The organism is Pseudonocardia sp. Cha107L01 (assembly GCF_052566575.1).
Genome location: NZ_CP199579.1, coordinates 3,791,810 through 3,817,712, shown reverse-complemented (window position 1 = coordinate 3,817,712; position 25,903 = coordinate 3,791,810). Strand labels below are relative to the sequence as shown.

Sequence of the window (25,903 nt, the reverse complement as noted above, 5' to 3'; positions counted from 1 at the left end):
AGTTCAGATGCCCCGCGACACCAAGCAGCGGAGGGTCGAAGCCGCCGCCGGCCTGCTGCGCAGCCGAGGCCTGGCCGCGATGTCGTTCACGGACGTGCTGGCCGCCAGCGGGGCGGCGCGCGGCGTGATCTAGCTGGTGGCCTGCCCGGGGTCCGCCGGTGAGGCAGGGCACTTCGCCGCCACCAGCTGGACGCTCGCCGGGCACTCCGTCTCGACCCTCCGCCCGGCACCGCCCGGTTCGCCATCGGCGCGTTCGTCACTGTGGATCGTGTACTTCGCCGTCCCGGACATCGACACCGCGGTCGGGCAGGCGGCCCTGCTCGGCGCTTCTCCCCCGGTGTCGGTGCCCGGCCCCGAGCCGGCAGTCCTGCTCGCCGACAAACCAGGGAGCCCTGTTCGGGCTCCAGGCTGTCCGACCGACCTGAGCGGAGCGTCAGACCGTCGCGCACCCCGCCTCGACCGAACGCGGCGGGGCCCCTTGCGCGGAGCGCGCCACGGATGGGCCGGTGCGGTCGCCAGTACGGAAGGTGAGTCGGAAGACGCCGATCGCCACGTCGTCACCGTGCTTGAGGACGGCGGTGTCAATGGGCTGGCCGTTGAGGTAGCTGCCGTTGAGCGAGCCGGTGTCAGCCAGGGTGAAGCCATCCGGGCCGGGCCGGATCTCGGCGTGCCGACGCGACACGGTCACGTTCGGCAGCACCACGTCGCACCGAGGGTCCCGGCCGAGCACGATGACGGACCCGGGGTTCAGGACGAACTGCTGACCAGCGTCGGGACCTCGCCGGATCTCCAGCACCGCCACCGCGTCAGCGGGGAGACCACGCGCCGCGTGATCCGGTCCCGCAGCGGGCCCGGCAGGCGCGGGGGTGAACTCCGTATCCAGGTCATCCAACCGCCCGCGCGGGGAGCTGCGTGGTCGCTGCGGCTGCGTATCTGTCATCGTTTCTCCACTCTGAGCTTGATCAGTCGAGCGTGATCAGTCGTCGCCACCGGCTCGTCTCGCGGGCACGCTGCAGGCGGGACCCCGACGCCGTTGCGGCTCGCGACAACTGCTCGCGTCCGGCGCCGGGGGCTGTCGCAACGCTGCTCAGCCTCGCTGAACATAGCTGGCCAATCGGTCCCCCGGGTCACAGGACCGAACGATGGGCGGCTTCAACTGTCCGGAACGCTGCCCCGCCAGCAGCGTCTTGACGAACACCACTACCTCACTCGGCTCAGGCAACAGGTTCTCGCCCAGGTAGGCCAGCATGATCAAGTCCTCGCCGGAGCTTGTTTCCACCCCGACCGCCCAACCATGGCGAGCGTCCCAGACCACGGCGACGTCGCGCCTGGCAAAACCGGGTAGCCGTTCCCGCAGTGCCAGATACGCGCTCGCCAGCGGGCGTGGCCCGTGACTGACATCCTCCGGCCTGACTCCCAGCTCATCGGCAATGACCTGCACATAGCCGCGAAACCCTTGCTCGGCCACGCCGCTGATCACGTCCGTACCGGTCACTGCGTTGCATCCTCCACGCCGCAAGCCCCAGCCTCTCCCAGCAGTTAACCACCGTCCCGCGGGAACAGCGGCAGCTCGACCTCGCGTAATCGCGCAACAACTCGAAGTACCCAGCGAGGCACCGAACCAAACCCGGTAGTCGGGCGTGAGCAATCTCGCAGTGCGGACGGGACGCCCTTCCTCGGCTCCCCGGCGGGTACCGGCCGCCGGGAATGCGACCCGGTCACCCGGGGTTGGCGCAGGTATGAGGATCGGAATCATCGGTGCGGGAATGATCGGCGGCACACTCACCCGTAAGCTCGCGCGACTCGGCCATGAGGTACGGGTCGCCAACTCGCGCGACCCACAGACCCTGGCGGAGCTCGCGGCCGAGACCGGCGCGACGGCGGTGTGGGCCGAGGACGCGGCGGCGGATGCGGATGTGGTGATCGTCAGCATCCCGCAGAAGAACGTGCCCGACCTGGCCCCCGGCATCGTCAGCAAGGCGATCACCGGCGCCCCGGTGATCGAGACGAACAACTACTACCCCCAACAGCGGGACGGCCGCATCGACGCGATCGAGAACGGCACGCCGGAGAGCGTGTGGGTCGCCGACCACCTCGGCGCGCCGGTGTTCAAGGTCTTCAACGGCATCTTCTGGAAGCACCTGCTCGAACGGGGGGCGCCGTCGGGCACCGACGGGCGGATCGCGCTGCCGGTCGCCGGCGCGGACGGCCCGGCCAAGCAGCTGGTCTTCGACCTGGTCGACCAGCTCGGCTTCGAGCCGGTCGACGGTGGCACGCTCGACGATTCGTGGCGCCAACAGCCGGGGACGCCCGTCTACGGCAAGGACTACGACGCCGAGGGTGTTCGCACGGCGCTGGCCGAGGCACCGCCGGAGCGTCCGGCCGAGTTCCGCGCGTCCTGACGGCTGCGGGCGCGTGGTCCGTCCGCGACCCGTGAGTCCCTGGGCGGGGCGGCCGAGGGCGTCCGTTGGCCGCGGATGGCCACGTCCATCTCCGCCGGAGTCAGCGGCGGGTTCGACGCTGCTGGGTATACCTACGGGCCGGCCAGAACATGCCTGGTGTTACCACTGCTGGTTGGTGACCGGGGCGTCACCAGCTCCGGGTGGGTGCGGGTGCGCAGTCTCACTTCCTGGCCCGCTGCCCCTGGCCGAGCAGAGCCGCGCTGACGTCCTGGGCGAGTGGTTCCGGCGCGCGTCTCGCCCCTGTCCGAACAGCCGGACCCGCGCGACCTCGCGTTTCATGGTCAACTCGACGTATTTCTGGTTTGATCATGAAGTTGACCAGAATTTCGTCGAGTTGACCATTGCCGGGCGGTCGCCGGATGCATCTTCCCCTGGAACGCCGCCGGTGCCCACGCGACGGCGGGCTGGTGTTCCGAGTCCGGGGGTCCCGTGAGCGGCCTGGTCGGCTCCGACGGCCTGGTCAAGGAGTGGCCCGGTCAGCCCGCCGGGCATGGTCAGCCCGCCTGCCGGGTCACCTCCGACGCCGAACGCCTTGCCGATGAAAAGCTGACCGGGCCGCCCGCGACGAACACGATGACCAGGAAGCCGAAGCCCCCCACCAACTCCAGCTTAATCGGAACTCAGTTTCCAGTTAGTGCGGGCATGAAGTAGCCGGCTAGGCCGTTACAACTTGTTAGCACTAGCGATGCCGGGTTCGACGGGAGATCCGGCCGGACCGCGTTGTCACACGATCGTTGAGGGAGTCGGAACCGGGTGAGCGATCGGAGGGACGGGCCCCAGGCGGCGCCGACGGCACCGGTCGGTTCGGCGACGGCAGCCGCTACGCGACCGCGTGCAGCCGTGCGCACGCCGACCCGGCCGACCAGGGTCACCCCACCCGCTCCGCCACCGCCGTCCGACAGGACCACGAAGTGGGGCCTGCCGCTGGCGGTCGTGGTGGTCGGGATGTTCATGTCCGTCCTGGACACCAGCATCGTCAACGTCGCGATCCCCGTGATGCAGGGCCAGTTCGGCGCCTCCCCCGACAACATCCAGTGGATCGCCACCGCCTACACGCTGTGCCTCGGCGTGGTGGTCCCCACCAGCGCGTGGCTGGGTGAGCGACTGGGACTGCGCCGGACCTACCTGGCGGCGCTGCTGCTGTTCTCGCTGTTCTCCGCGCTCTGCGGTACCGCGACCGACCTCAACATGATGATCTTCTACCGGATCCTGCAGGCCATCCCCGGTGGGGTCATCCCGGTCACCTGCCTGACCATCCTCTACCGCATGGTGCCGCCATCCAAGCTCGGCGCGGCCATGGGCCTCTACGGCCTCGGCATCGTCTTCGCCCCCGGCGTCGGCCCCACCCTGGGCGGCTACCTCGTCGAGTACGTGGACTGGCGCCTGATCTTCTACATCAACGTCCCGATCGGCATCCTCGGCGCGATCGCCGCCATGCTCGTCCTGCCCAAATTCCCCGCCACCCCCGGCCGACCCTTCGACCTGCCCGGCTTCCTCTGCATCGGCACCGCGTGCTTCGCGCTGCTGCTCGCGGTGTCCGAGGGCCAACAGTGGGGCTGGACCAGCTACCCGATCCTGATACTCGTCGCCGCCGGCTTCAACCTGCTCGCCCTGTTCGTGGTGATCGAGCTACAGGTCAAAGAACCACTGCTGACCCTGCGCACCTTCACCTACCGACCGTTCGTCATCTCGCTGCTACTCATGGCCATCGTCTACACCGGACTGTTCTCCTCGATCTACCTGATCCCGCAGTTCCTGCAGAACGTCCAGGGCATCACGCCATGGAACACCGGCCTGACCGTCATGCCCCAGGCGCTGGTCATGGCCGTGCTGACACCGTTAGCCGGCTGGATGTTCGACAAGATCGGTGCACGCTACCTGGTCATGCTCGGGATGACGATCAACGCGATCGGCAACCTGATGATGGTCGGAATCAACACCGACATGAGCCGGCCGGAGATCTTCGTCCGGCTGATGATCTCCGGGGCCGGGCTGTCCCTGTGCTTCATGCCGATCATGACCGGCGGGATGTCCTCGCTGCCCCCGGGGATCGCCAGCGCCGGCAGCGGGATGACCACCCTGGTCCAGCGCGTCACCGCCGCGATCGGGCTCGCCGCGATCACCGCACTCATCACGGTCCAACAGGCCCAGCTGTTCGCCAGCCGCAGCGCGCTGCTGCAACCATCCGGAACGGGCGTCGACCCGCGCATCGCCCAGATGCAGAGCCAGGGCCCCAGCGGACTGATCCCACTGTTCACGGAGCTCCAGGACAAGGTCATCACACAGAGCTACAGCAACGCCTTCCTCATCGTCGGCCTGTGCGTCCTCGCCGCGGTTCCGCTCGCCTACTTCCTGCCGAAATCCCGCCCCACCTCGGGCGGCGCGGGGCCCGTCGAGATGTAGATTGTCTCGACGGAGGCGATCATGGCAGCAGCCCCCGAGCCCGGCCGGCCGCGACGGAGCGGCTGGTGGCGGCGCGGTGCTCGTGCTCGGCTCGGACCGGACGCGATGGCGGCTGTCGCGGAGGGCCGCCGGGTCGCCGCCTCGGTCCGGGCCGGTCTGGACGGGCCGGGCGCGCTCGCCGCGGCGCGCCGGCTGCGGCGGCTGCTCGGTGCGGACGCGGTCGGGCTGAGCGGGCTGAGCGGTGTACCCACCTGGTCCGGTCACCCGTCGGACCAGGCCGCGGCGGCCGAGCACCTGCAGCGGGTGCTGCGCACGGACGCGCGGGCGGCACGCGGGCGCCTCGTCGTGCTGCCGTTGCACGCCCGGGACGAGTTCGTCGGCGCGCTCGTCATCGATGGCGAGGTGGCCAACGCCGCCTCGCTCGAGGCTGCCGCGTTGCTGGGCGAGGCGCTCGACCGGGCCCGGCTGGAAGCCTCCGCCGACGTCGCCGAACAGGCCGAGCTGCGCGCGTTGCGGGCGGAGATCTCGCCGCACTTCGTCTACAACAGCCTCACCGCGATCGCGTCGTTCGTCGAGTCCGACCCCGAACGGGCACGCGATCTCCTGCTCGACTTCGCCGCGTACACCCGGCACAGCCTCGCCCGGCACGGCGACTACACGACCGTCGCCGGGGAGTTCCAGGCGATCGAGGCCTACCTCGCGCTGGCCCGCGCGGTGCTCGGCGAGCGGCTGCGCGTGCAGGTGCGCATCGCACCTGAGATCCTTCCGGTCGCCCTGCCGTACCTCGCCCTGCAGCCGCTGGTGGAGAACGCCGTGCGGCACGGGGTGGAGCTCACCGGCGCCGGCGGGTTCGTGCAGGTGAGCGGGCAGGCCGAAGGGACCGAGTGCGTGATCACTGTCGAGGACGACGGGCCGGGCATGGCGCCGGGTTACGCGGCTGACGTGCTCGCCGGGCGCGGCCGGCCGGGCAGCCTCGGGCTGATGAACGTCGACCGCCGGCTCCGCACCGTGTTCGGCCCCGGCTACGGGCTCGTGATCGAGACCGCCGACGGCGCGGGCACCAAGGTCGTGCTCCGGGTGCCGCGCTTCCAACCCGGGGTGGTCGCGCAGTGAGCGGCCGCGCGGCGGGCGGGTTGCGGGTGCTCGCCGTCGACGACGTCGCCCCCGCCCTCGACGAGCTGCGCAGGCTGCTTCTCGAGTCGCCGGACGTCGCCGACGTCGCGACCGCCCCGGACGCGATCACCGCACTGCGGCTGATCCAGGCCAGTCCGTTCGACGTGGTGTTCCTGGACATCTCGATGCCCGCGATGGACGGGATGGAGCTGGCGTCGCTGCTCACCCGGATGACCGACCCTCCGGTGATCGTGTTCGTCACCGCGTTCGAGGAGCACGCGGCGTCGGCGTACGGCATCGGCGCCGTCGACTACCTGCTCAAACCGGTCGGGCGGGAGCGGATGCGCGCGGCACTCGACCGGGTCCGGCGCTTCATCGCCTCGGACACCGGCGCCACCCCGGCGCGGGCCAGCGTGGACGCGCTGGCCGCCGTCCCGGTGGAGCTCGGCGGGCGCACCCGGTACGTCCGGCGCGACGACGTGCGGTTCGCCGAGGCGCACGGCGACTACGTGCGGCTGAACACCCCGTCCGGCTCGCACCTGGTCCGCATCCCGATCTCCCAGCTGGAGAAGCACTGGCAACCCGCCGGGTTCGTCCGGGTGCACCGCAGTTACCTGCTCGCGGTGGCCGCCGTGCGCGAGCTGCGCAGCGACATCAGCGGCGGGTTGCTCGCGCACACCGACGTCGGGGACGTCCCGGTCAGCCGCCGGCACGCCCGCGAGCTGCGCGAGCACCTGCTCGAGGCCGCGACCAGGGGCGAGTTCGACGCGGGCGCGGCGCCACCGACGGGCCGGGAGCGCCGGTGACCCGCCAGCGCAGGGCCACCGTCACCAGCCCGCAGACCCGGCTCGCGATGGCCCGGCGCCGCACCGGCGTCCGGGCCGAGCTTCCGCACCTCGCCCCGGCGGACCTCGAGCGCGCCCGGCGCATCCACCGCGCGCAGCTGCGGCGCGCCGTCGTCGCGGTGGCACTGCTGGCGCTGCTGATCATCGGACTGCCGGTAGTACTGGCGGCGTTCCCGGGGCTCGACGAGGTCCGGGTCGCCGGGGTGCCGGTGTCCTGGCTCGCGGTGGCCGTGCTGCCCTACCCGGCGCTCGTGCTGCTCGCGGGTTGGCAGCTGCGCCGCGCGGAGCGGGTCGAGCGCCACCGGGGCCTGCCGTGATCGCCGCCGCGATCGTGCTGGTCGTGCTGGTCACACTGCTGATCGGCGCCCGGGGGGTCGCCGCCATCCGGAGCACCTCCGACTTCCTGGTCGCCTCGCGGCGGATCTCGCCGACGCTCAACGCCGCCGCCGTGTCGGGTGAGTACCTGTCCGCCGCGTCCTTCCTGGGGGTGGCCGGCCTGGTGCTGAAGGACGGGATCGGCGCGCTCTGGTACGGGGTCGGTTTCACCGCCGGCTACATCGCGATGCTCGCGCTGGTCGCCGCCCCGATGCGACGGACCGGTGCGCTCACGGTGCCCGACTTCGCCGAGGCACGGCTCGGCTCCGCCGGGTTGCGCAAGCTCTCGGCCGTCGTGGTGCTCGTCATCGCCACCCTGTACCTCGTGCCGCAGTTCAAGGCGGCCGGACTGGTGCTCACGGTCGTCACCGGCACGCCGTACTGGGTCGGGGTCGTCGTCGCGGGCGCGGCGGTGAGCATCACCCTGGCCCTGGGCGGGATGCGGGCCGCGACCTACGTGCAGGCGTTCCAGTTCGGGCTGAAGCTGCTGCTGTTCATCATCCCGGCGATCTGGCTGGTGAGCCACGTCGGGGCGGACACCCGGCGGGACGCGCTCGCCCCGGTCGAGTTCACCCGCTTCGACCGCGCGGCGCCGGTGGAGTTCCGTCTCGACGTCGAGCTGACGATCACCGAGCCGACGCCGGTCTCGATCTCCGGCGGGGCCGCCGAGGTGCTCCGCCCCGGTCGGTACGAGGCGGTGGCGGGCAGCACCTGGACGTTCCCGGCGGGCGCCGCCGTGCCGAAGGTCGACGGTGCGCTGCCACCGGGTGGCGACCGCTGGTCCCGCCCGCTGCTCGATCCGAACGACTCCGGTTACCCGCTGCTCTCGACGTTGTCGCTGCTGATGGCGACGGTGCTCGGCGCCATGGGCCTGCCGCACATCATCGTCCGGTTCCACACCAGCTCCGACGGTCGCGGGGCGCGCCGGACCGCGGCGATCACGGTGGCCCTGCTCAGCGTGTTCTACCTGTTCCCGGCGGTGTACGGGGTGCTGGGCGCGGTGTTGTTGCCCGAGCTGTACCTCGCCGGCGGCACCGACACGGTCGTCGTGGCGCTGCCGGCCAGGGTCGACTCCGGGTGGGCCGGTTCGCTGTTCACCGCGATGCTGTCGGCCGGCGCGTTCGCCGCGTTCCTCGCAACGTCGCTGGGGCTGCTGCTCGCCCTCTCCGGCGCGGTGTCGCACGACCTGCTGCCGGGCGCCACCGTGCGTCGGTTGCGGCTCACCACGCTGGGTGCGGCCGTGCTGGTGGTGGCACTCGCACTGCCGGCCGCGCACCTCGACGTCGGGGCGCTGGTCACCTCCGCGTTCGCGGTGGCCGCCTCCACCTTCTGCCCGCTGCTCGTGCTGGGCATCTGGTGGGCACGGCTGACCGCGCGCGGCGCTGTCGTCGGGATGGTGGTCGGGCTGGTCTCCTCCGCCGGAGTCATCGGGGCGAGCTTCTTCCTGGCGACACCACCCGGGCTCGCGGCCACCCTGCTCGGGCAACCCGCACTGTGGTCGGTTCCGCTGGCCTTCCTGACGATGGTGCTGGTGTCGCTGCGCGGTCGGCCGCCGGCCTGGGCAACGGCGGCGATGCTGCGGCTGCACCTCGACGAGACGGAACGTTCCCGCCAGCGCCGCTGACCGTTCGACGGTATCCGGGACCGTTCGTCGACCGCTTGTCGCACGGTCCGGCGACGTGTCGTAGGCCACTTCCGCTCGCGCGCCTCGGCCCCTTTGCTGTCCTACCCAAGGGCACGGGCGAGTGCAAGGAGGCACCGTGAGCACCACAGAATCCGCGTCGTCGGGTGGGCCACCGATGGGAGCACAGGACTGGGAGGCGGTCCAGGCGGCCCCCGAGTTCCAGGAGTTACGGCGGAGGCTGCGCACCTTCGTCTTCCCGGTCGCCGGGCTGTTCCTGACCTGGTACCTGCTCTACGTGCTGATGGGCAGCTACGCCCCCTCGGTGATGTCGATCAAGCTCTTCGGCAACGTGAACGTCGGCCTGGTGTTCGGGCTGCTGCAGTTCGTGTCCACCTTCGGGATCACCGCCTGGTACGTCCGCTACGCCAACCGCAGGCTCGACCCGCTGGCCGGCGAGCTCCGCGACAAGCTCGAAGGGGAGCAGGCATGACGGTTCTGGCCGCCGCCGGCGTGGAGGGCAGCAACCCACTGCTCAACATCGGCATCTTCGGCGTCTTCGTGATCATCACGCTGGTGATCGTGGTGCGGGTCAGCAGGCGCGCGACCCGCGGCGCGTCCGACTTCTACACGGCGGGCGGTGGCTTCACCGGCCAGCAGAACGGCATCGCGATCTCCGGCGACTACCTCTCGGCGGCCTCGTTCCTCGGCATCGCGGGCGCCATCGCGCTCAACGGGTACGACGGTTTCCTCTACTCCGTCGGCTTCCTGGTCGCCTGGCTGGTCGCGCTGCTGCTCGTCGCCGAGCTGCTGCGGAACACCGGCAAGTACACGATGGGCGACGTGCTCGCGTTCCGGATGCGGCAGCGCCCGGTCCGGGCCGCCGCGGCGACCTCCACGCTCACCGTGTCGTTCTTCTACCTGCTCGCCCAGATGGCCGGCGCCGGCGGTCTCATCGCGCTGCTGCTCAACATCACCAACAAGACCGGCCAGGCCGCGGTGATCGCGATCGTGGGCGCGGTGATGATCGCCTACGTGCTCATCGGCGGCATGCGCGGCACCAGCTGGGTGCAGATCATCAAGGCTGTCCTGCTCATCGTAGGGGCCGGCGTCATGACGCTCTGGGTGCTCGCGCTGTACGGCTTCAACCTCTCCGCCCTGCTCGGCGACGCGGTCGCGCACGGCGGCAAGGCGGGCGAGGCGCTGCTCAACCCCGGCAAGCAGTACGGCAAGAGTGGGTTGACCCGGCTCGACTTCGTCTCCCTCGCCCTCGCACTGGTCCTCGGCACGGCGGGGCTCCCCCACGTCCTGATGCGCTTCTACACCGTCCCCACCGCCAAGGAGGCCCGCAAGTCGGTGGTCTGGGCGATCGGCCTGATCGGCCTGTTCTACCTGTTCACCCTCGTGCTCGGCTACGGCGCGGGTGCGCTCGTCGGCCCCGACGAGATCAAGAAGGCGCCGGGTGGGGCGAACTCGGCCGCGCCGCTGCTCGCCTACGAGCTGGGTGGGACGCTGCTGCTGGGGGTCATCGCGGCGGTGGCGTTCGCGACGATCCTGGCTGTGGTCGCCGGGCTCACGATCACCGCGTCGGCGTCGTTCGCCCACGACATCTACGCCAACGTGATCAAACGCGGGAAGGTCGACGGCAAGGACGAGGAGGTCAAGGTCGCCCGGATCACCGCTGTCGTGATCGGGATCGTTGCGATCTTCGGCGGGATCCTCGCCAACGGGCAGAACATCGCGTTCCTGGTGGCGTTGGCCTTCGCGGTGGCCGCCTCGGCGAACCTGCCGACGATCCTCTACTCGCTGTTCTGGAAGCGGTTCAACACCGCCGGCGCGCTGTGGAGCATCTACGGCGGGCTCGGGATCACCGTGGTGCTGATCATCTTCTCGCCGGTGGTGTCGGGCAAGGCGGTGGACGCGGCGACCGGCCGCAGCCCGTCGATGTTGCAGGGCGTCGACTTCAGCTGGTTCCCGCTGGACAACCCCGGCCTCGTCTCGATCCCGCTGTCGTTCCTACTCGGCTACCTCGGCACGGTCCTGAGCAAGGACAAGGGCAACCCGGGCAAGTTCGCCGAGATGGAGGTCAGGTCGCTGACCGGTGTCGGCGCGGAGAAGGCCACCGCGCACTGAGCCGGTGTCTGCCTCCGACCTCCTCGGCCAGCGGCGAGGTCGGAGGCGGGCGCCGTGACGCGGTCAGCCCGTGGCGCGGTCAGCCCGGAGCGTGGTCAGGCCGTGACGCGGTCAGGCCGTGGCGCGCCTGGTCGCGGCGTGCAGGAGCTGGCCCAGCGCGGCGCACGAGCTGGCGCGGAGCAGCTCGGGGTCGTCCGGCCGCGCACCGTTGAACATCTCGCCCAGGATGCGCCCCACCAGCGCCATCGTCGAGCGGTTGCGCCACATCGTCCAACTGACGTGCAGGTCCGGGCCGATCTCCTGGACGACGACCACGGCCCACTCCCGCCCGTTGCTCACGAACAACGAGGGGTGACTCCCCAGCTCGTCCACCTCGAGGGTGAACGGCGGGCAGCGGGGCGTGACGGTGGCCCGGATCGCCTCGAACACCGAGGTGCCCCGGCCGGCCGAGTCCTCGAGCAGCACGTTGCTCTCGGCCACGGCCTCCCGGACGGGCGCGAACAGGCTGGCGATCCAGGTCAACAGGAAGATCATGAAGCCGCCGAGGCCGACCAACGCCAACATCGAGGAGATGTCGGCCGGGAGCACGAGTGCCTGGAGGCCGACCGAGGACAGCCCCCCGAGCAGGCTCGAGGTGAGCCCGATCATCCAGAAGGTCAGGAAGACGACGGCGACCGTGAGCACCACGACCGAGCGCGCCAGGTGCGACCGCAGTGTCCTCGCCGCCCAGAAGTCGGCCAGGTCCACGTCGGAGTGACCGGCGGCCGGCGCGGACCGTGGTTCGGTGGCTTCCGCCATTCTCTTACCCCGTCATCCACTCGGAGATCCACTCTGGTGCTGGACCATACGCCCCCGGGCGGCGGTCCGACCCGATCTCCGACCCCGGGCCGGGACAGGGTCTACCCCGGCGGTGCGGGGGCGGTGGACTGTTCGGCGAGTTGGTGGAAGATGACCCGCCCGCCGTCCTGGGCTCCGCCCGGGCTGTCGGCCTGTTGGTAGTCCCCGGCCTGGAACCGCACGGTCTGGCCCTTGAACTGAGCCGGGACCGGCGCCTCGACCTGTCGCGTGTCGCCGTCGTGGGACGCGGAGAACGCGAGGCTGCCGTTGCCCAGATCGGTGATGGTGAAATCGAACCGGCTGTTGAGCCCCACGTTGTCCAGCAGCGGGTAGTTGACGTGCGCGTTGCCGTCCTTGACCTGTTTGACGACGACCTTGACCTGTCCATCCTGGAACCGCAGCATCACGTAGGGCACCGAGCTGATGTCGCCGGCCCCGTGGATCTGGCCCAGGATGATGCCGCCGCCGTCCTGGGGCACCTGCAGCAGCGTCACCGAGGCGGCCAGGGTGTGCGGGCCGGTGCCGGCGGCGAAGTTGGTGAGACTGTCCAGCTCGGTGCGCGGATTCTCGGAGTTCTTGGTGGTCGCCCCGGACGCGGGCGCCCAGAACATCAGCCCACCGTCCGGCGTTGCGCTCAGCCAGGGCGCCTTGAGGACCGCCGGTTGGATGGTTGTCGCGTCACCGTTGTCGTTCGCCTCGGGAACGCTGAGCTTCCAACCGGCGAGGCTGACCGCCGCGCTGGGCGGAGTTGCCGGCGGTGCGGCGCTGGCGGCCGGTGGCGGGCCCGACGGCGGCTGCCGGTGCACCAGGGACGAGACGAGCAGACCGATCCCCAGGCCGGCCACGAGCAGCACGACGCAGGTCACGGCGATCGTCTCGCCGCGGCGTCTGAGCAGAGCCGCGAGCTTGTACGGGATTCCGCGCCGCATCACCGCGCCACGCTAGCGCGGACACCCAGCGTCACCACGGACTGTCCATCGGGGCCCCGAGCGGGGTGCCACAGGCTTCGCAGAACCGTTCGCCCGGGGCCAGGGTGCCGCCGCAGTTCGCGCAGGCCTGAGTCGCCTCACCCGGGATGTCGTCGCCGGGCAGGCCCGGCAGGCTCGCGGCCCGTTCCAGTGCGCGTTGTGCCCGTGCCGGCAGGGACGGGTCGGTGGCGTCGGCGGTGGCCAGTTCGAGCAGCTCGGCACGGGCGGCGACCAACCGGGCGTGCAGGTCGGCGAGTGTCTCCGCACCCGGTGGACGCAGGTGGCTCACGTCCTCCCAGACCAGGTGGGCGGTGAGCTGGCCGGTCTCGGTGTGGGTGATCCGCAGGTCGCGCACGAGGAAGGTGGACCCGGGGATGAAGGTGAGCTCCTGGAACCGGCCGCCGCCGAAACGGCGGGCCAACCACCAGGAGTCCCGCCCGGTCCGGGACAGCACCTCGATGGTGACCGGGCTGTCGGCGTAGTACTGGGTACGCAGCGCCGTGGTGGGGTCGGTGCCGCGCGGCTGCTCGTCCGGCAGTTCGGTGCTGACCAGACCGGCGTCGACCACCAGGCCGCCGACCGGGTGGGTGTCCGGTAGCCGCGCGATGTCGTCCCGCCCGAGCCAGATGCCTCGGTAGGTCCTCGCGCCTGTCACGGCCCGCAGCTGGTTGAACCCGGACACCGCGACCCGGATGAAGGTCTCGTAGCGGGCAATGTCCTCGCCGCGCCCGGAACGCAGTGCCGCGTTGGGTTCACGGAACGTCGCGGTCAGGTACACGAGCACCGCGTGCAGGTCGGCGACCGGGATCCTGGCCGCGAGTCCGCCTTCGCCCCGTAGCCGGTCGAGTGTGCGGTGCACCGCCGCGTCCTGGTACGCGGTGACGGGCGGGGCGGCCAGGTAACGGCGCCGGTCGTCCGCCGAGGCGCGGAAGTCCGGGTTGCCGAAGTACTCGCCGTAGGACGCGGCGGGCGCGACCGGCGGGGCCCCGGCCGGCAGCGGGTCGGCGCCGAGCGCGCCGAGCACCGGGTGGGTAGCCAGTCGTGCGGCCGCGGCGCGCAGTCGGGCCACCAGCACCACCTGGGACAGCGGGGCCGCGTGTGCATCGTGGCGGGGCCCGGTGTGCTCGTCGCGGGCGAGGTGGAGATCCTGTTCGTGGCCCAGCAACCCGGTCCACCACGTCGCCAGCTCGGCCCGGGTGATCCTGCCCTCGGCCCGGTGCCGCAGCAGCTCGGTGAGCATCGGGCGGGTCAGCACCGCGACGCCGCCGGCGGCCTCGGGTACCACCCGGGCCACCGCCGGAGAGCCGTCCCGCCAGCCGAACATCACCAAGCGCGCCAGGATGTCGCTCACCTGGGCCAGCTCGCGCACGGTCAACGGAGCCTCGGCCGCGGCCGAGGCGGTGACCAGCACCGCCGTGACCTGATCAGCCGCCAGGTCCAGTACCCACGCCGGTGGGGCACCCGGCGGCGCGCGTGGCATCAGGTCGGTCAGCTCAGCCAACGGCCGCAGGTGCGGCGCCAACCACGGCAGCACCCGCAACAGCAGTCGCCGCTGCCCCTCGGTCAGGCCACCGATCGCCACCGCGCCGCCGGCGCCGGTGTCCCGCGTCGTGGCCTGCCCCGGGTCGAGGCGCACCAGCGTCGAGCTGGCCGGTGGTTCGGGCCGCAGCAGCGGACCCAGCTCCGGGGATGCGGTGCCGATCAGGATGTCGGTGGCCGACCAGCGGAGCTGCCGCAGCGCCGGGGCGTCGGTGTGCCGCGCCCAGGTCACGTTGCGCAGGGCGAGGTAGACCAGCTCGGAGTCGGTCGGCCAGATCCCGGCCCGCTCGGTCTGGGCCCGCAGGTGTCGCAGCTCGGTCTCGATCGCCCACCGGTGCGGCCCGCCTTCGGCTCGGGCCCGCCGGCGCAGCGCCGCCAGCAGGGCTCGCCGTTGCCCCCGGGTCAGGTCCGGGTCGCCGGATACCAGCTGGCGCAGCCCGGCCAGCGCGTTGTCGTACTCCGCGTGCAGCTCCCGGTTGCCCAGCGTGGGCACCCCCGCGTATTCGCGGGCCGCGTCATGGAACTCGGCGGCGTAGCGACGTACCAGCTCCCGCCACTCCGGTTGCCCGGCGAAGTTGGCGTCGATCTCGGTTCGGGTCCGCTCGTAGTCCCAGACCAGCAGCACCCGGGCCGACGGGTTGCGCGTGGCCAGCCGGGCCAGCTCGGTGCGCGCCCGGGAGGTCAACCAGCCGGGTCGGCGCTTCCAGGGCTCCCCGGAGTGTTCCCACCCGTCGACCAGGCGCTCGGCCAGCACCGCGATGACGTGCGCCTGCGCCGGACTGAACCCTGCGGTCGGGGCCAGCTCGGCCTTGATCAGCTCGTGCAGCGCGCCGAGCTCGTCGGTGGCGTAGATCCGCGTCACCCGGTCGGAGCTGGTGTGCCCCGCGGTCGGGGCCAACCCGAGCAGCGGGTCGGCGAGCCAGACCGAGGCGGCCTGGTCCAGCCAGTTCAGCTCGAATGGGCCTACCCGCCACCTCGGGTCGACCGGTTGCCCGCCCAGCAGCCGGATGGTGATCAGCACCATCTCCCGCAGCAGCGCGGCCTGCCCGGTGAATGTGTCCGGCGGGATCGTCTGGTCCAGTCGCCGCGCCAGCCGGTCGGCGAGCATCCGGTGGTCGGCGGCGGTCATCGGCTCGCCGGTCATCAGGCCGCCGATCCACCACTGTTCCTGGGCGCCGCCGTGCGGCTTGCGCAGCCCACCCGGCGGCAGTCGGGTCCCGGACGTGGCGATGTCGGCGGCGGACCGGGCCCTGTGTAGGGCGTCCAGCACCCAGGCAGCGTCGTCGTCGTGTTCCGCGCCGGCCCACGGGCCGCCCAGGTGCTGCCGCTCGTGCGCCTCGAGCCGGGTGAAGAAGTCCGCCGGCAGCGCCGGTGCCAGCTCGGCGAGCGCGGCCACGGTGTGCTCGAACACGAACACCACATCGCCCACACCGGGCACCGGCACCGCGAACGCGACCATCGTCGCCGGCAGCCGGCCCAGTCCGGCCTCCGCCAGCAACGGGCGGGCCAGCGCGGCGTCCACGACCCGCCACGGTGGGCCCCGCCCGGAGAACGGCAGCTCACCGGTCCGCAACGGCCGCCCCAGCGCGAACAGCTGGGGCGCGACCCCGACGAACGCGGCCAGCTCGTCGTCAGTCACCCCGCCTTCGGCGACCGGCCCGGCGCGGTGGCCGCCGGTGTCCCCCCGGGTGCCCCGGCGACCGAAACCACCGGACCAGCCCCGCCGCAGACCGGCCAGAGCGCCGCGGGCCCGCCCGAGCAGACCCGCAAGGGGCCCGCGCGCGGTCGGGCTCGCTCCGGTCTCGGGGTTCACCGGGATCACCACGACGGTCATGTTGTCCTCGCCGCCGCGCGCCCTCGCCTCCTGCGTCAGCCGCCGGGCCATCGCCTCCGGGTCACCGCGGTCGAGTCGCTGGCTGAACGACCAGAGCTGCTCGGCCGGGTCGGCGCCGCCTGAGCCGAAGGGGGTGTAGAAGCCGTCGGTCGCCGCCACCAGCACGCCCGGGGTGCCGAACGTTTCCTGGAACGTCTGCGCCGCGGTGTGCGGGCCATCCACGCCCAGCCAGGTGGTCAGCCGGCCGTCGGCGTCCAGGTGCACGCCATTGAGCCGCCGGGGCGCGCCGCCGGTGCGCCGCTCGGGCAGCCAGAACAGCACGGTGTCGCCCAGCCCGGCGCCGGTCACGGTGGTGGTGTCGGTCCCCGCGTCGGGTCTCACCGACAGGGTCAGAGTGGTGGTGGCGGGCTGGGAGTAGGCGCCGGCGAGCCTTTCCTGCAGCGCTGCCAACCGGGCCCAGGCAAGGGCGTGGGCATGGGCCAGTTCGTGGCGTCCGGTGTAGGAGGTATGGACGAGCATCTCCAGCAGGTGATCCATTGCGGCCTTCACCGCCGCCCGGGACGCCCGGTTGGAGTGCGAACCCGCGACGCCGTCACCGAGCACGACGGTCAGCTCACCGGTGGCCGGGTCGTAGTGCGCCTCGACGCCGTCCTCCTGGGGCCGGCCGCCGGCATCGCTGAGCCCGGCGGCCACCTGGCGGTCGGGTCCCGCCGCCCTCAGCACGAACGGCGCCGACCCCGCACCGCGCTCATCCTCGCCCTCGCGCGTTTCCGCCGTGCCGCGGCTGACCCGGCTGCCGCGCTCCGCCGGCGGTGCGCCGGTGGGCTCGGCGAGCAGGTGTTCCCGGTCGCGTTGCAGCAGCCTCGCCATCACGCCCCGGGCCTTGTCGAGGTGACGGCGGGGCAGGAAGGCGTTGGTGATCTGTTCCTGGGTCGCGGCGACCGTGGCGTCGTAGACCATGGCCAGCGCGACGTTCGCCTGGGCCAGCGCGTCGGCATAGTGGGCGCGCACCTCGGGGCTGTCCGGGTTGGCGCCCAACCGGGTCTGGGCCTCCGCTAGGACGTGGTCGGCCTCGCGCACCGCGCGGAGCGCCCAGCTGATCCTGATCTGGGCGGGGACCCCGGGTCCCGCGGTCCCCGGACCGACCGCGAGCAACCTGTCCGCCTTGGCCAGCTGGCGGCTGATCATCGGCGGGAGCGCCGCCGGGGTGTCGTAGTCCTGCTTGCGGATCCGGGTGACCAGCTCATTCAGCCGCCGGTACACCTGCTCCCACTCGCTCCACCTGGCGTAGTGCTCCAGCCGCGCCTGGCGTTGGGCGTCAGACTCCTGGTCCAGCCGGCCCGGCCGCGGGCCGGTGGTGGGCGCGGGATCCGGGTCGACGCCACCGCGCGGGCGCTGCGCGGCCGGTTCGGAGCGCCGCGACGCCGCCTCCGCCGCCCTGGCCTCGGCGATCAGCGCGCGCAGCTCGTTGCGCAGCTCCCGGACCTGTGCCCGCTGGCTCCTCGCCGGCGCCGACCCGGCCCCCGATGCTCCCGCGGTGCCCGCGCCGGTGCCGTGCGCACTCCCGACCGGAGTGGTCTGAGGGGTGTCGCTGACCCGGCCCAGCGGTCGGGTCGCCTCGTAGTCGGCGGCCCAGCGCCGGTTCCAGCGTTGCATCAGGTCGTCGACCAGACCCAGCGAGTGGTGGCGCAGCACGACCCGCTCGAGGCCGGCCAGAATCTCCAGCAGCCGGGCGTAGGCCAGCCGTGCCTCGTCGGGTGTCCGACCCATGTCCAGGTCGGTCCGGGTGAGCGGCTCCAGCTCACGGCCGACCGGCAGGACCGTCGGGTTGGTCCGCAGCGCGTGCCGCAGCATCGGGTCGGTGCCGCGCCACGCCTGCAGCAGCCGGTCCTCCGCGCTGTAGCCAACCCCAGCCTCGTCGCGGCCCAGCGCACCGAGGCCAACCAGCTGCTCCAGCTGGGTACGCACCTCATCCTCGGGCCGGCCGCTCCAGGTGGCGGCGTCGGCCACGGTGATCGGGGTGTCGCTGCCGGTGATGTGGAGCAGCAGGCCGAGTGCCGAGCCGCGGTCCATCGGGGTTCCGCTCGACACCGCCGCACCCAACGCCCTGATCCACTTCGTCCGCTCGTTGCGGTGCAGCTCCACCTCGTCGGCCAACGCGACGGAGGCCAGCGTGTAGCGCAGCGCGGTGTCGATGCGCCGCAGGCCGGTGATGAGCTCCTCCAGCTTCGCGATCTCCGACGGGACCGGGGACGCCGTCTCCCGCAGCGCGCGCAGCCGCGCCTGCTCCCGCACGATGGCCCGCAGGATGCCGCGGCGGCGGTCGGTGAGGAAGTCGCGGGCGGCGACGGGACCCCGGTGGTCGACCTTGCGCTGCTGCTGGCGCAACAGCTGGCCTTCGGCGATCAACAGCTGCTCCTGGGCCTTGAGCAGCTTCTGGTCTTCAGGTGACCCGTGCAGGAAGCGGTCCCGGCTGGCGTGGCGCAACGGGACGAGGTGGTTGGTCAGGTACTTCTTTCGCTCCTTCTTGTCGTTGTCCAGCGCGTCGCGCAGCAGGTTCTCCACCTCGCCGCGCAACAGCTGGGCGCTGTCCGTGGGCAGCCGCAGCTTCTCCAGGTTGTCCGTGCGCAGCAGCACCTCGAAGACCTTGTGCTGGAAGGCGAGCACCCGCCCGGCCCGTCCCTCGGCGCGCTGCGCGGCGCCCAGGAAGGCGTGCCGGTTGCTGGCCATCAGCAACAGGACGAGGCCGTTGAGCCGCTGCTGCTCCCGGTGGCGCTTCAGGTACTCGTCGATGGTCTTCCGCGCCAGCTCGCGCAGCGCCGGCTCCTTGAGCAGCCGCGACAGGCTGCCCGGGACCGCCGGCTCGATCACGAAGGCCGCGACCAGCTCCTCGGCGACCTGCTCGGCCGTCGCGTCGTCCAGCGGGTGCCCGTCGGCGAGCTGTTCGCCCGTCAGCTCCTCGAGCATCGCCTGGGCCTGCCGTTCGACCGGGCCGATCCGCTGGCGCACCCGGGCGATCGGCAGCAGCGGGCGCCCCCTCGGGGTCAGCGTCCGGTCGCTGGAGTAGCCGAGCAGCTTGGCGGCGGCGTCCCAGACGTTGCGGTGACGCCAGGACACCGCGAGCAGACCGACCACGACCACGACCCTGGCCGCGGTGACCGGCCAGGTCTCCGGCACACCGACCAGCGGGCGGACGATCAGGTAGGTGAACAGCGCACCCAAGATCGCGTCCGGCATCTTGTGCAGCACAGTCCGGTAGTCCGGCGGTCCCCACCGCTTCAGGTCGGCTGCCTTCTCGTTCTCCTTCTTGATCTTCGCGTTGTGCTTCAGGGTCGCCGGCTTCTCCCCCTTCTCGTCCAGCTTCCGCAGTCTCCTGTCGCTGAGCCAGCCCAGCCCCCGGCCCACCTGCCACACCGTCCAGTCGGTGATCAGCGTGCTCGGTGCCACCAGCAGCGTCGCGGCGACGCCGACCGAGATGTAGGCGCCCCACGAGGCGGGCGCCGAACTGGTGGACAGCGCAGCCATCACCACGGTGGTGGGGATGGCGTTGACCGCCGCCAGCACCCCGTTCCAGGTGCGCTGCCCGCCCGCGGTCCGCCGCTGGATCGCCGAGCCGAGCAACCCGGCCGCCGCGCCCACCCCGGCGGCGAACCACACGTTCACGTCGGCCAGGTCCCCCACCGCCGGGATCGCCTTGATCAGGGTGAACGACACGGTGACCAGCAACGCGCCCCCCGCGGACCACAGCGCGTCGAACACCGGCCGGGTGAACTGTCCCTTCTCGGCGTTCGTGGTGCGGCGCAGCCACACGGTGCGGTAGTTGATGGCAGCGCTCACCGCGAGTGCCGCTACCAGGCTGCGGATCTTGTCCGGGTTGGCCACCGCCCAGGTCCCGGCCGCCGCGATCCAGACCGGGAGGAAGTGTGCGAGTGCGACGCCGCCGGCCAGGGTCAGCAGACCGGCGGCCGCGCGCATCACCCGTCGCGCCGCGGGGCTGGCGCGCGCCGGGGTGCCCGAGGTGGGCGCGGTCAACCAGTGCGTCCTGGCCCGCAGTACCAGAGCTCCGCCCAGCACAACCGCGCCACCGACCGCGGCTGCCACGGTCCCGACCGTGACCAGGCCGATCCCGACCCCGATGCCGGCCACGGCCACCACGTCGAGGACCGTCCGCTTCGGTCCCCGCGGGATCGCGGAGTCCCAACCGCGCTCCCGCAACCCCGTGACGACCCGCTCGGGCGCCTCGCCCAGCGCGCGGGGCAGCCCTCGGACGCCGCGGACGAACCGCCCCGGTGCCCGGCGCAGCGCCCCCGGCAGCGCGCGCAACGCCCCGGCGGCCGCGCTCCGGCCGCGCCACACCCCACGCACCGTGCGCACGACGAACAGCACCAGGGCTCCGCCGACGAACAGTTCGCCGACGGCTTCCATGAACTGGGAGAAGGAGGACCCGTCCGACGAGGGCGGCCCCCGGGCCGTCGGCGGGGTCGTCGGTGCGGTCGTCGGTGCCGGGCCGGTCGTCGGCTTCGGCGTGGTGGTCGGCGTCGGTGTAGTCGTGGGGGTGGGTGTGGTGGTACCCGGCTGGTGGGGGCCGGGCTGCTCCGGCCGGCCCGGCTGAGCGGGTTGGCCGGGGGTGTCGGGTGTGGGGGCCGGCTGAACGCGGATGGGCTCACCGACGTTCAGCAGGTTCGGCTGGGTCCGCGCGGCAACTGCCCGCTGATAGCCGGCGGGGTCGTCGAACCGCTGTCTGAAGATCCGCCACAGCGAGTCGCCGGGCAGCGCGCGCCACACCCCGGACCAGGACTTCGGGGCGGTCACCCAGTGCCCGCCGATGCGCTGGTCGGGGCTGTGGAACCGGCCACCGTTGGCGTCGTTGAGCTCGGCGAAGCTGACCCCGAGCGCCCGCATCAGGTCGGCGACGGTGTCATGGCCGACCGCGGCGAACCCGCGCCCCGCGGCGTCCGCTCCGGCGGTGCTCGCACCGGAGTCGGCCGGCACCGACGCCGAGATCGACACCTCGGCTCCGTGCACCGTCGCCGCGCTGCCCGGGGTGGTGGCCAGAGCCGTACCCGGTGTGGTGACCATCAGCACCAGGCCCACCGCGGCGACCCCCACGCCCTTGGCCACCCAGCCCAGTACGCGCCCCGCGGCGTGCCCGATCGTCGCCGTCGTGGGCCCTCGGTTGCCCCAGGCCCGCGCGGCCATCCGCACCCCGGCCCGCACCACCAGCGCCGCGACCACCACACCGGCGACGACAAGGCCACCGGTCAGGACCGCGTGCACCGCGTCGCCGAACCAACCGGCGGCGTGACCACCCACCAGCGGCGCCGGCAGCGACGAGAGCATCCGCCCGCGCTGTGCGCCGAACATCCGGCGCAGCCACGACACGGCGGCCGGCGCCGGAGCCGGGGTGGGGGCCACCTCGACGGACACCGCGCCGCGGTTCTGTACGAGGTGGTGGCGGTCGGCCAGGGTGCTCTCGCCCAGGCCGATCACCACGTCGTAGCCGTGCAGCGCCGCCCACGCGCCCGCGTCGGCCAGCAGCCCGGCCAGCCCCGGGCTCCCGTTCCGCACCGATGCCTCTTCCCGCAGCTGGGCGACCACCAGGTCGCGGTAGTCGATCCGCCGGGCACCCGGATGCAGGTAGGCGTTGATCACCACCCCGGCGTCGGCCCCGGCCGGTCGGATGCCGGCATAGCGCTCGGCGGTCACCGGTTCGGTCGAGAAGTTGTGCCCGTGGCCGCGCAGGTCACCGGCGTAGCCGACGAACGGGTCCGGCGCGGTGCGGAACTCCGTCGCCCTGCTCGCCGCGTCGCGGCCCCGGATGCCCCGGTAGAAGGGCAGGTACCCGGATGCGGTCAAGCGGGCCCGGTCGGCCGGGCGCACCACGCCGGGCAGCCCGTCCATGCCCTGGATGCGCCAGATCTCGCGGACCGCTTCGGGCAGCGGAAGCCGGGCGAGCGCGTCGAGTTCCTCCGGGAGCCACTGGTCCAACCCGGTCCGCGTCGCCGGCCGGTAACCCGACGGCGCACCCGGGACCGCGGTGCGCGCCAGGGCCTGCCGCAACCCCTCCAACAGCGTCTCGGCGTCGAGGTCGTGGGCGGTGTCGGACTGGTGCCACCGGCCGTCCAGGTGCCCCAGCTCGTGGTCGAGCACGCCCTGCCACCAACCGGCGGGCAGCACCGGGGCCAGCGCGGCGAGCTCACTCACCCGGCTGTCGAACATCACCACGATGCCCTGGGGCGCCCACCTCGGGTGCCGCCAGCCGAACGCGATCAACCGCCCAGGCAGGTCAGCCAGGCCGGCCTCGGCCAGGAACGGGGTGGCCCGCCCGGCGTCGAGCACGAGCACCGGCGGACCGCGAGCGGAGAACGGCAGCTCGTCCGCGCCCAGTGGGCGGCCGTTGGGTACCAGGAACGGCAGGGTCGATCGGAAGTCCTTGACCTCCTGGTTGCCCAAGCCACCGAAGGCCAGCGGCCCGCCCGAGCCAGTGCCGGTGCCGGTGTCGGTGTCGGTGTCGAAGACGAAGTCGAACGCGATGCCGACGCCGTAGCGGGCGAACGCGGCGCGACCGATCCGCAGTGCGTCGGCGTTGTCCTCGGCGTCGTTGGTGGCGTGGTAGTGCCCGCTGAGCACGTTGATGCCGACACCGTCGGTGGTGTCGGGCAGGAACCACACCTCACCGGCGCCGAGCGCCTCGCCGCCGCCGCCGACGACCGCGTGGGTGATCTCCACGGCCGCCCCGTCCGGCCGGGTGCCGAACGGGCGGGCGACCCAGAGGCTGCCGTCCGCACGGACGACCCACTTGAGCAGACCGCCCTCGGCCATCAGCTCCATCGCCTCGGGCGTGCCGACCTGGACCGGTCGCACCCCGGCGCGGTGGGCGTCGGCCAGCTCGCCGGGCAGGTAGATCGAGTCCTGGTTGCGGAAGCCCATCGCCTCGCGCAGCAGCGATCGCCAGTTCGGCGCGGCAGCGGTGTTCCGGGGCATGGCGTCCCGGGGCAGGGCCGACTGGCCCGCCGGAACGGCGGCGACCACACCGCGCTCGGAGATCGCCAACCCGGACCAGGAGTCGACCGCGGCGACGATCTCGGCGGTGCTCACTCCCAGCAGTCCGGCCAGGTCGGTGATGCGCGCGCCCCGTACCGCGCCGAGGGCGAACTTGATCCGGGCCGCCAACGGCAGGTCGGCGACCAGGTCGGACTCGTCACCGGTGTGGGTCCGCCCGGCGACCAGCTCGGGGTGTCCGAGGTGGAACCCGGCCTCGTGCTCGGCCAGGTGCTGCCACCACTCGGCCGTCACCGCGCGCTGGCGGGTCAGCGTGATCAGGTCGTTCCAGGTGTCGAGGAACATCACGACCACGCCGTCGGGCGCGTGCACCGGATGGCGCCACCCGAACGCGATCAACCTGTGAGGGAGGTCAGCCCACCGCTCGCCGAGCACCATCGTGGCGAGCTCGCTGTCGAGCAGGACCACCGGCGGCCCCCGGGCGAACGGCAGCTGGACGTCCCCGCCCTGGACCCGGGCGACGGCCAGCAGTGCGGGCAGGGCGTCCAGGAACGCCCGTTCGGCGTCCTTGGCCAAACCGCCGACCGCCGCCCCGCCGCCGCTGCCAGGACCGCTGGTGACGGTTGTCGAGGACTCCGGTGCCGGGCCGTTCTCACCCGAGCCGGCGCTGGAGGCCGAGCTGCTCGATGCGGGGGCGGGGGTCGTGCCGGTGTCGGACGGGTTCGCCGCGGCCGGCGGATCCGAGCCGCGCAGCTCGTCCAACGCCTTGCCGACCGACCATGTGGTCCACGGCGCCCAGCCGAGCTTGTGCTCCCTGGCGAACCGACCCAACGCCCACCAGCCCACGATCCGCCGCTGCTGGGCACCGGTCGCCACCAGGCGCTCGATGGTGGTCAGCTCACCCTTCGACAGGGTGCTGTCCTTGCCTTCGGAAGCCCGCTCCAGTCGCACCAGGCTGTCGATCACCCGCGGCGGCACCGACCCGGTGACCCAGTCCCGGACCAGCTGCCCGAGTTGGGCCGCTTCGGCGGCGGTCGGGCCGCGCTGGTCGTACGGCAGGGCCCGGTAGCGCTGCAGGGCGGCCCGCAACTGTTCCCGCTCGGCCGGCGCCAGGCTCGATCCGCGGTAGTCGCCGTTCCCCGCGCGCAGCAGCCACTCCGCGTCGAAGCGCCCCAGCTTTCCGGCGATGACGTCCGCCAGCAGCCGCTGCCATGCCTCGTCCGACAGCCCCACCTCGGGGCGGGTCAGCACGCTCAGTACCCGGTGCACCGCGAGCACGGACCCGACGTGGACCGACTGCGAACCGGCGGTCCCGGTTTGGCTGCCCGGGGCCAATCCCAGCGCCGCACGGACCTGGCGCAGCTGCTCCCGCTGCTGCCCGGCCCAGACGATCGAGTTGGACAGCTGGTCGATGGTCTCCGCCGCCCGCTGCCGTCGCGCGACCTGCTCGGCCACCTCCCGCCGCTGCTCGGCCAGGTCCTGCTCCTGCTCCACCAGATCCTGGTAGTGCTCGAGCAACTCCTCGTGCGCGCCCTCGCCCCCGGACCGGGAGCTGGGCAGGTGCACCAGGCGCCACACCTGGTCGGCGGCCTGGCGGGCCCGCGTCAATGCCTGGTCCAACTCGGCGAGCCGGGCGGCGATGTCGGCCGCGGTGCCGTGGCTGTCGGTCAGCTCGGCCTGTTGCGCCAACAGTTGGTGCCGAACCTCGGTCAGCTCGTCGACAGTCCGCTTGGCGTCCAGCTCAGCGGCGTGCAGTTCGCCGTCGTCCCGCGCCAGCTTGGCATTCGACTTCCAGATCTTGTCCTCGAACCGGTAGTCCCGCACCTGGGTCACCGGCCCGATAACCACCTGCAGCAGCAGGTGACCCATCGTTCGCCAGCTCGCCGAGCGCTGATCGGCCTCGTCGTCCCAGCGCCGTTCCCACACCGACGTCAGCAACTGATGGACGAACGCGGACGCGGGCATCGGGGCCCCAGGCGTCGGGGTCCGGCCCGGGGAGCCGTCGGACACCGACCGCAGCTCCGGGGCCGCCTTCCGGATCTCCGCACGCTGGCTGGGGGACCGCTGCTCGCTCGACCTGTCCCCACCCTGGTCCGGCGAACGGGACCAGTGCCCATCGATCGGGCCGGTACGCCCGCCCACCTCACGCCCGGCCATCTCGTACGCGACACCGTGCGGGCTCGCCACCGGGGCGGGTTCCGCGACCGGCACGGGGTGGGCGGAGAACCCCAGGATTAAGCCGATGACATAGCCGGCCGAGGCGCGGGCCGCGATATTCACCGAGCGCGACAACCACCGGGGCACCCATGCCGGTCGGGGCTCCGGCGCGGGCCGCGCGGCCGCCGGGGCGTCCGACGTCCCGGTGCTTCCCCGACCCACGATCGCTCCGTCGGCGTGGCCAGTGGCGCGGGCCGGCTCGTCACGCGGTACCGCGGGTCGACTGGGGGTGTGCTCGGCGGCCCCGACATGCTCACCGATCTCCTCCGCCAGGTTCGGCGCGGGCGCCTTGCCGGAGTCGACCACCATGGCGGCCCGGGTGTTCTCCGGCGCCTTGAGCAGGACCTGGTGACCGTCGTAGTACTCCACCCCGGTCTTGGTTTTGCGCCCGTAGACCAGGTGGGCCACGCCGCCCTCGTCGGACCACACGAACACGCCGGTGCCTTCCGGCGCCTCCGCCATGCCCCGATCGAGCTGGTCGTTCGTGGTCAGCTCGGTACGACCGTTGTAAGTCTCCTCCAGGTGCTTCTGCACCTGGCCGGTGTCCTGGTCGT

15 protein-coding genes (1 of these 15 only partly in view) are annotated in these 25,903 nt (G+C 72.5%); 10 read left to right on the top strand and 5 right to left on the bottom strand.

What is annotated here, in order from left to right; translation table 11 throughout:
- Positions 1–7 precede the first annotated feature (7 nt).
- Positions 8–133, top strand: coding sequence for a hypothetical protein (locus ACTXG6_RS18000; RefSeq protein WP_445188965.1), 126 nt, complete (start codon positions 8–10; stop codon positions 131–133).
- Between the two features lie 300 nt (positions 134–433).
- Here the strand turns inward: ACTXG6_RS18000 and ACTXG6_RS17995 are convergent, their stop codons facing one another.
- Together ACTXG6_RS17995 and ACTXG6_RS17990 are read right to left on the bottom strand one after the other, a co-directional pair.
- The gene (locus ACTXG6_RS17995; protein ID WP_445188964.1) at positions 434–940 is read right to left on the bottom strand and encodes an FHA domain-containing protein; all 507 of its coding nucleotides are present in this window, start codon (positions 938–940) and stop codon (positions 434–436) included.
- Between the two features lie 147 nt (positions 941–1,087).
- On the bottom strand, positions 1,088–1,495 hold the full coding sequence (locus ACTXG6_RS17990; RefSeq protein WP_445188963.1) for a DUF6292 family protein: 408 nt from the start codon (positions 1,493–1,495) through the stop codon (positions 1,088–1,090).
- A 244-nt stretch (positions 1,496–1,739) separates the two neighbouring features.
- Here ACTXG6_RS17990 and ACTXG6_RS17985 point away from each other — a divergent pair, with 244 nt between their 5' ends.
- The 9 genes from ACTXG6_RS17985 (at position 1,740) to ACTXG6_RS17945 (ending at position 10,952) form a co-directional block, all read left to right on the top strand.
- The gene (locus ACTXG6_RS17985; RefSeq protein WP_445188962.1) at positions 1,740–2,402 is read left to right on the top strand and encodes an NADPH-dependent F420 reductase; all 663 of its coding nucleotides are present in this window, start codon (positions 1,740–1,742) and stop codon (positions 2,400–2,402) included.
- Positions 2,403–2,891: 489 nt separating this feature from the next.
- Positions 2,892–3,113: a hypothetical protein gene (locus ACTXG6_RS17980; RefSeq protein WP_445188961.1), complete on the top strand. Its 222-nt coding sequence runs from the start codon at positions 2,892–2,894 to the stop codon at positions 3,111–3,113.
- Between the two features lie 189 nt (positions 3,114–3,302).
- Complete coding sequence (locus tag ACTXG6_RS17975; RefSeq protein ID WP_445188960.1) at positions 3,303–4,865, top strand: DHA2 family efflux MFS transporter permease subunit; 1,563 nt, start codon at positions 3,303–3,305, stop codon at positions 4,863–4,865.
- Between the two features lie 21 nt (positions 4,866–4,886).
- Positions 4,887–5,978 (top strand): sensor histidine kinase, encoded by a 1,092-nt coding sequence (locus tag ACTXG6_RS17970; RefSeq protein WP_445188959.1) that lies wholly within the window; start codon positions 4,887–4,889, stop codon positions 5,976–5,978.
- Positions 5,975–6,784, top strand: coding sequence for a LytR/AlgR family response regulator transcription factor (locus tag ACTXG6_RS17965; protein WP_445188958.1), 810 nt, complete (start codon positions 5,975–5,977; stop codon positions 6,782–6,784). The genes ACTXG6_RS17970 and ACTXG6_RS17965 overlap by 4 nt, the downstream gene beginning before the upstream one ends.
- Positions 6,781–7,140, top strand: coding sequence for a hypothetical protein (locus ACTXG6_RS17960; RefSeq protein ID WP_445188957.1), 360 nt, complete (start codon positions 6,781–6,783; stop codon positions 7,138–7,140). Before ACTXG6_RS17965 ends, ACTXG6_RS17960 begins: the two co-directional genes overlap by 4 nt.
- Positions 7,137–8,822: a sodium/solute symporter gene (locus ACTXG6_RS17955; protein ID WP_445188956.1), complete on the top strand. Its 1,686-nt coding sequence runs from the start codon at positions 7,137–7,139 to the stop codon at positions 8,820–8,822. Before ACTXG6_RS17960 ends, ACTXG6_RS17955 begins: the two co-directional genes overlap by 4 nt.
- Before the next feature lie 136 nt (positions 8,823–8,958).
- Positions 8,959–9,312 (top strand): DUF485 domain-containing protein, encoded by a 354-nt coding sequence (locus tag ACTXG6_RS17950; protein ID WP_445188955.1) that lies wholly within the window; start codon positions 8,959–8,961, stop codon positions 9,310–9,312.
- Entirely contained in the window at positions 9,309–10,952 is a 1,644-nt protein-coding gene (locus ACTXG6_RS17945) for a solute symporter family protein (RefSeq protein WP_445188954.1), read from the top strand. The genes ACTXG6_RS17950 and ACTXG6_RS17945 overlap by 4 nt, the downstream gene beginning before the upstream one ends.
- Before the next feature lie 111 nt (positions 10,953–11,063).
- On the opposite strand, the gene ACTXG6_RS17940 is transcribed toward ACTXG6_RS17945, so the two are convergent.
- The 3 genes from ACTXG6_RS17940 to ACTXG6_RS17930 form a co-directional block, all read right to left on the bottom strand.
- Positions 11,064–11,750, bottom strand: coding sequence for a hypothetical protein (locus ACTXG6_RS17940; protein ID WP_445188953.1), 687 nt, complete (start codon positions 11,748–11,750; stop codon positions 11,064–11,066).
- Positions 11,751–11,851: 101 nt separating this feature from the next.
- Entirely contained in the window at positions 11,852–12,718 is an 867-nt protein-coding gene (locus tag ACTXG6_RS17935; RefSeq protein ID WP_445188952.1) for a polysaccharide lyase family 7 protein, read from the bottom strand.
- A 31-nt stretch (positions 12,719–12,749) separates the two neighbouring features.
- Positions 12,750–25,903 carry the 3' end of a hypothetical protein gene (locus tag ACTXG6_RS17930; RefSeq protein ID WP_445188951.1) on the bottom strand. 14,953 nt of this gene lie beyond the right edge of the window, so the window shows 13,154 of its 28,107 coding nt (coding positions 14,954–28,107); the start codon falls outside the window, past its right edge — the gene reads right to left on this strand; its stop codon occupies positions 12,750–12,752.

What these genes read in the sequence shown, in the direction of transcription:
- ACTXG6_RS18000 (WP_445188965.1), top strand. Translation starts at nt 8, where the DNA reads ATGCCCCGCGACACCAAGCAGCGGAGGGTCGAAGCCGCCGCCGGCCTG.
- ACTXG6_RS17995 (WP_445188964.1), bottom strand. Translation starts at nt 940, where the DNA reads ATGACAGATACGCAGCCGCAGCGACCACGCAGCTCCCCGCGCGGGCGG.
- ACTXG6_RS17985 (WP_445188962.1), top strand. Translation starts at nt 1,740, where the DNA reads ATGAGGATCGGAATCATCGGTGCGGGAATGATCGGCGGCACACTCACC.
- ACTXG6_RS17970 (WP_445188959.1), top strand. Translation starts at nt 4,887, where the DNA reads ATGGCAGCAGCCCCCGAGCCCGGCCGGCCGCGACGGAGCGGCTGGTGG.
- ACTXG6_RS17945 (WP_445188954.1), top strand. Translation starts at nt 9,309, where the DNA reads ATGACGGTTCTGGCCGCCGCCGGCGTGGAGGGCAGCAACCCACTGCTC.
- ACTXG6_RS17940 (WP_445188953.1), bottom strand. Translation starts at nt 11,750, where the DNA reads ATGGCGGAAGCCACCGAACCACGGTCCGCGCCGGCCGCCGGTCACTCC.
- ACTXG6_RS17935 (WP_445188952.1), bottom strand. Translation starts at nt 12,718, where the DNA reads ATGCGGCGCGGAATCCCGTACAAGCTCGCGGCTCTGCTCAGACGCCGC.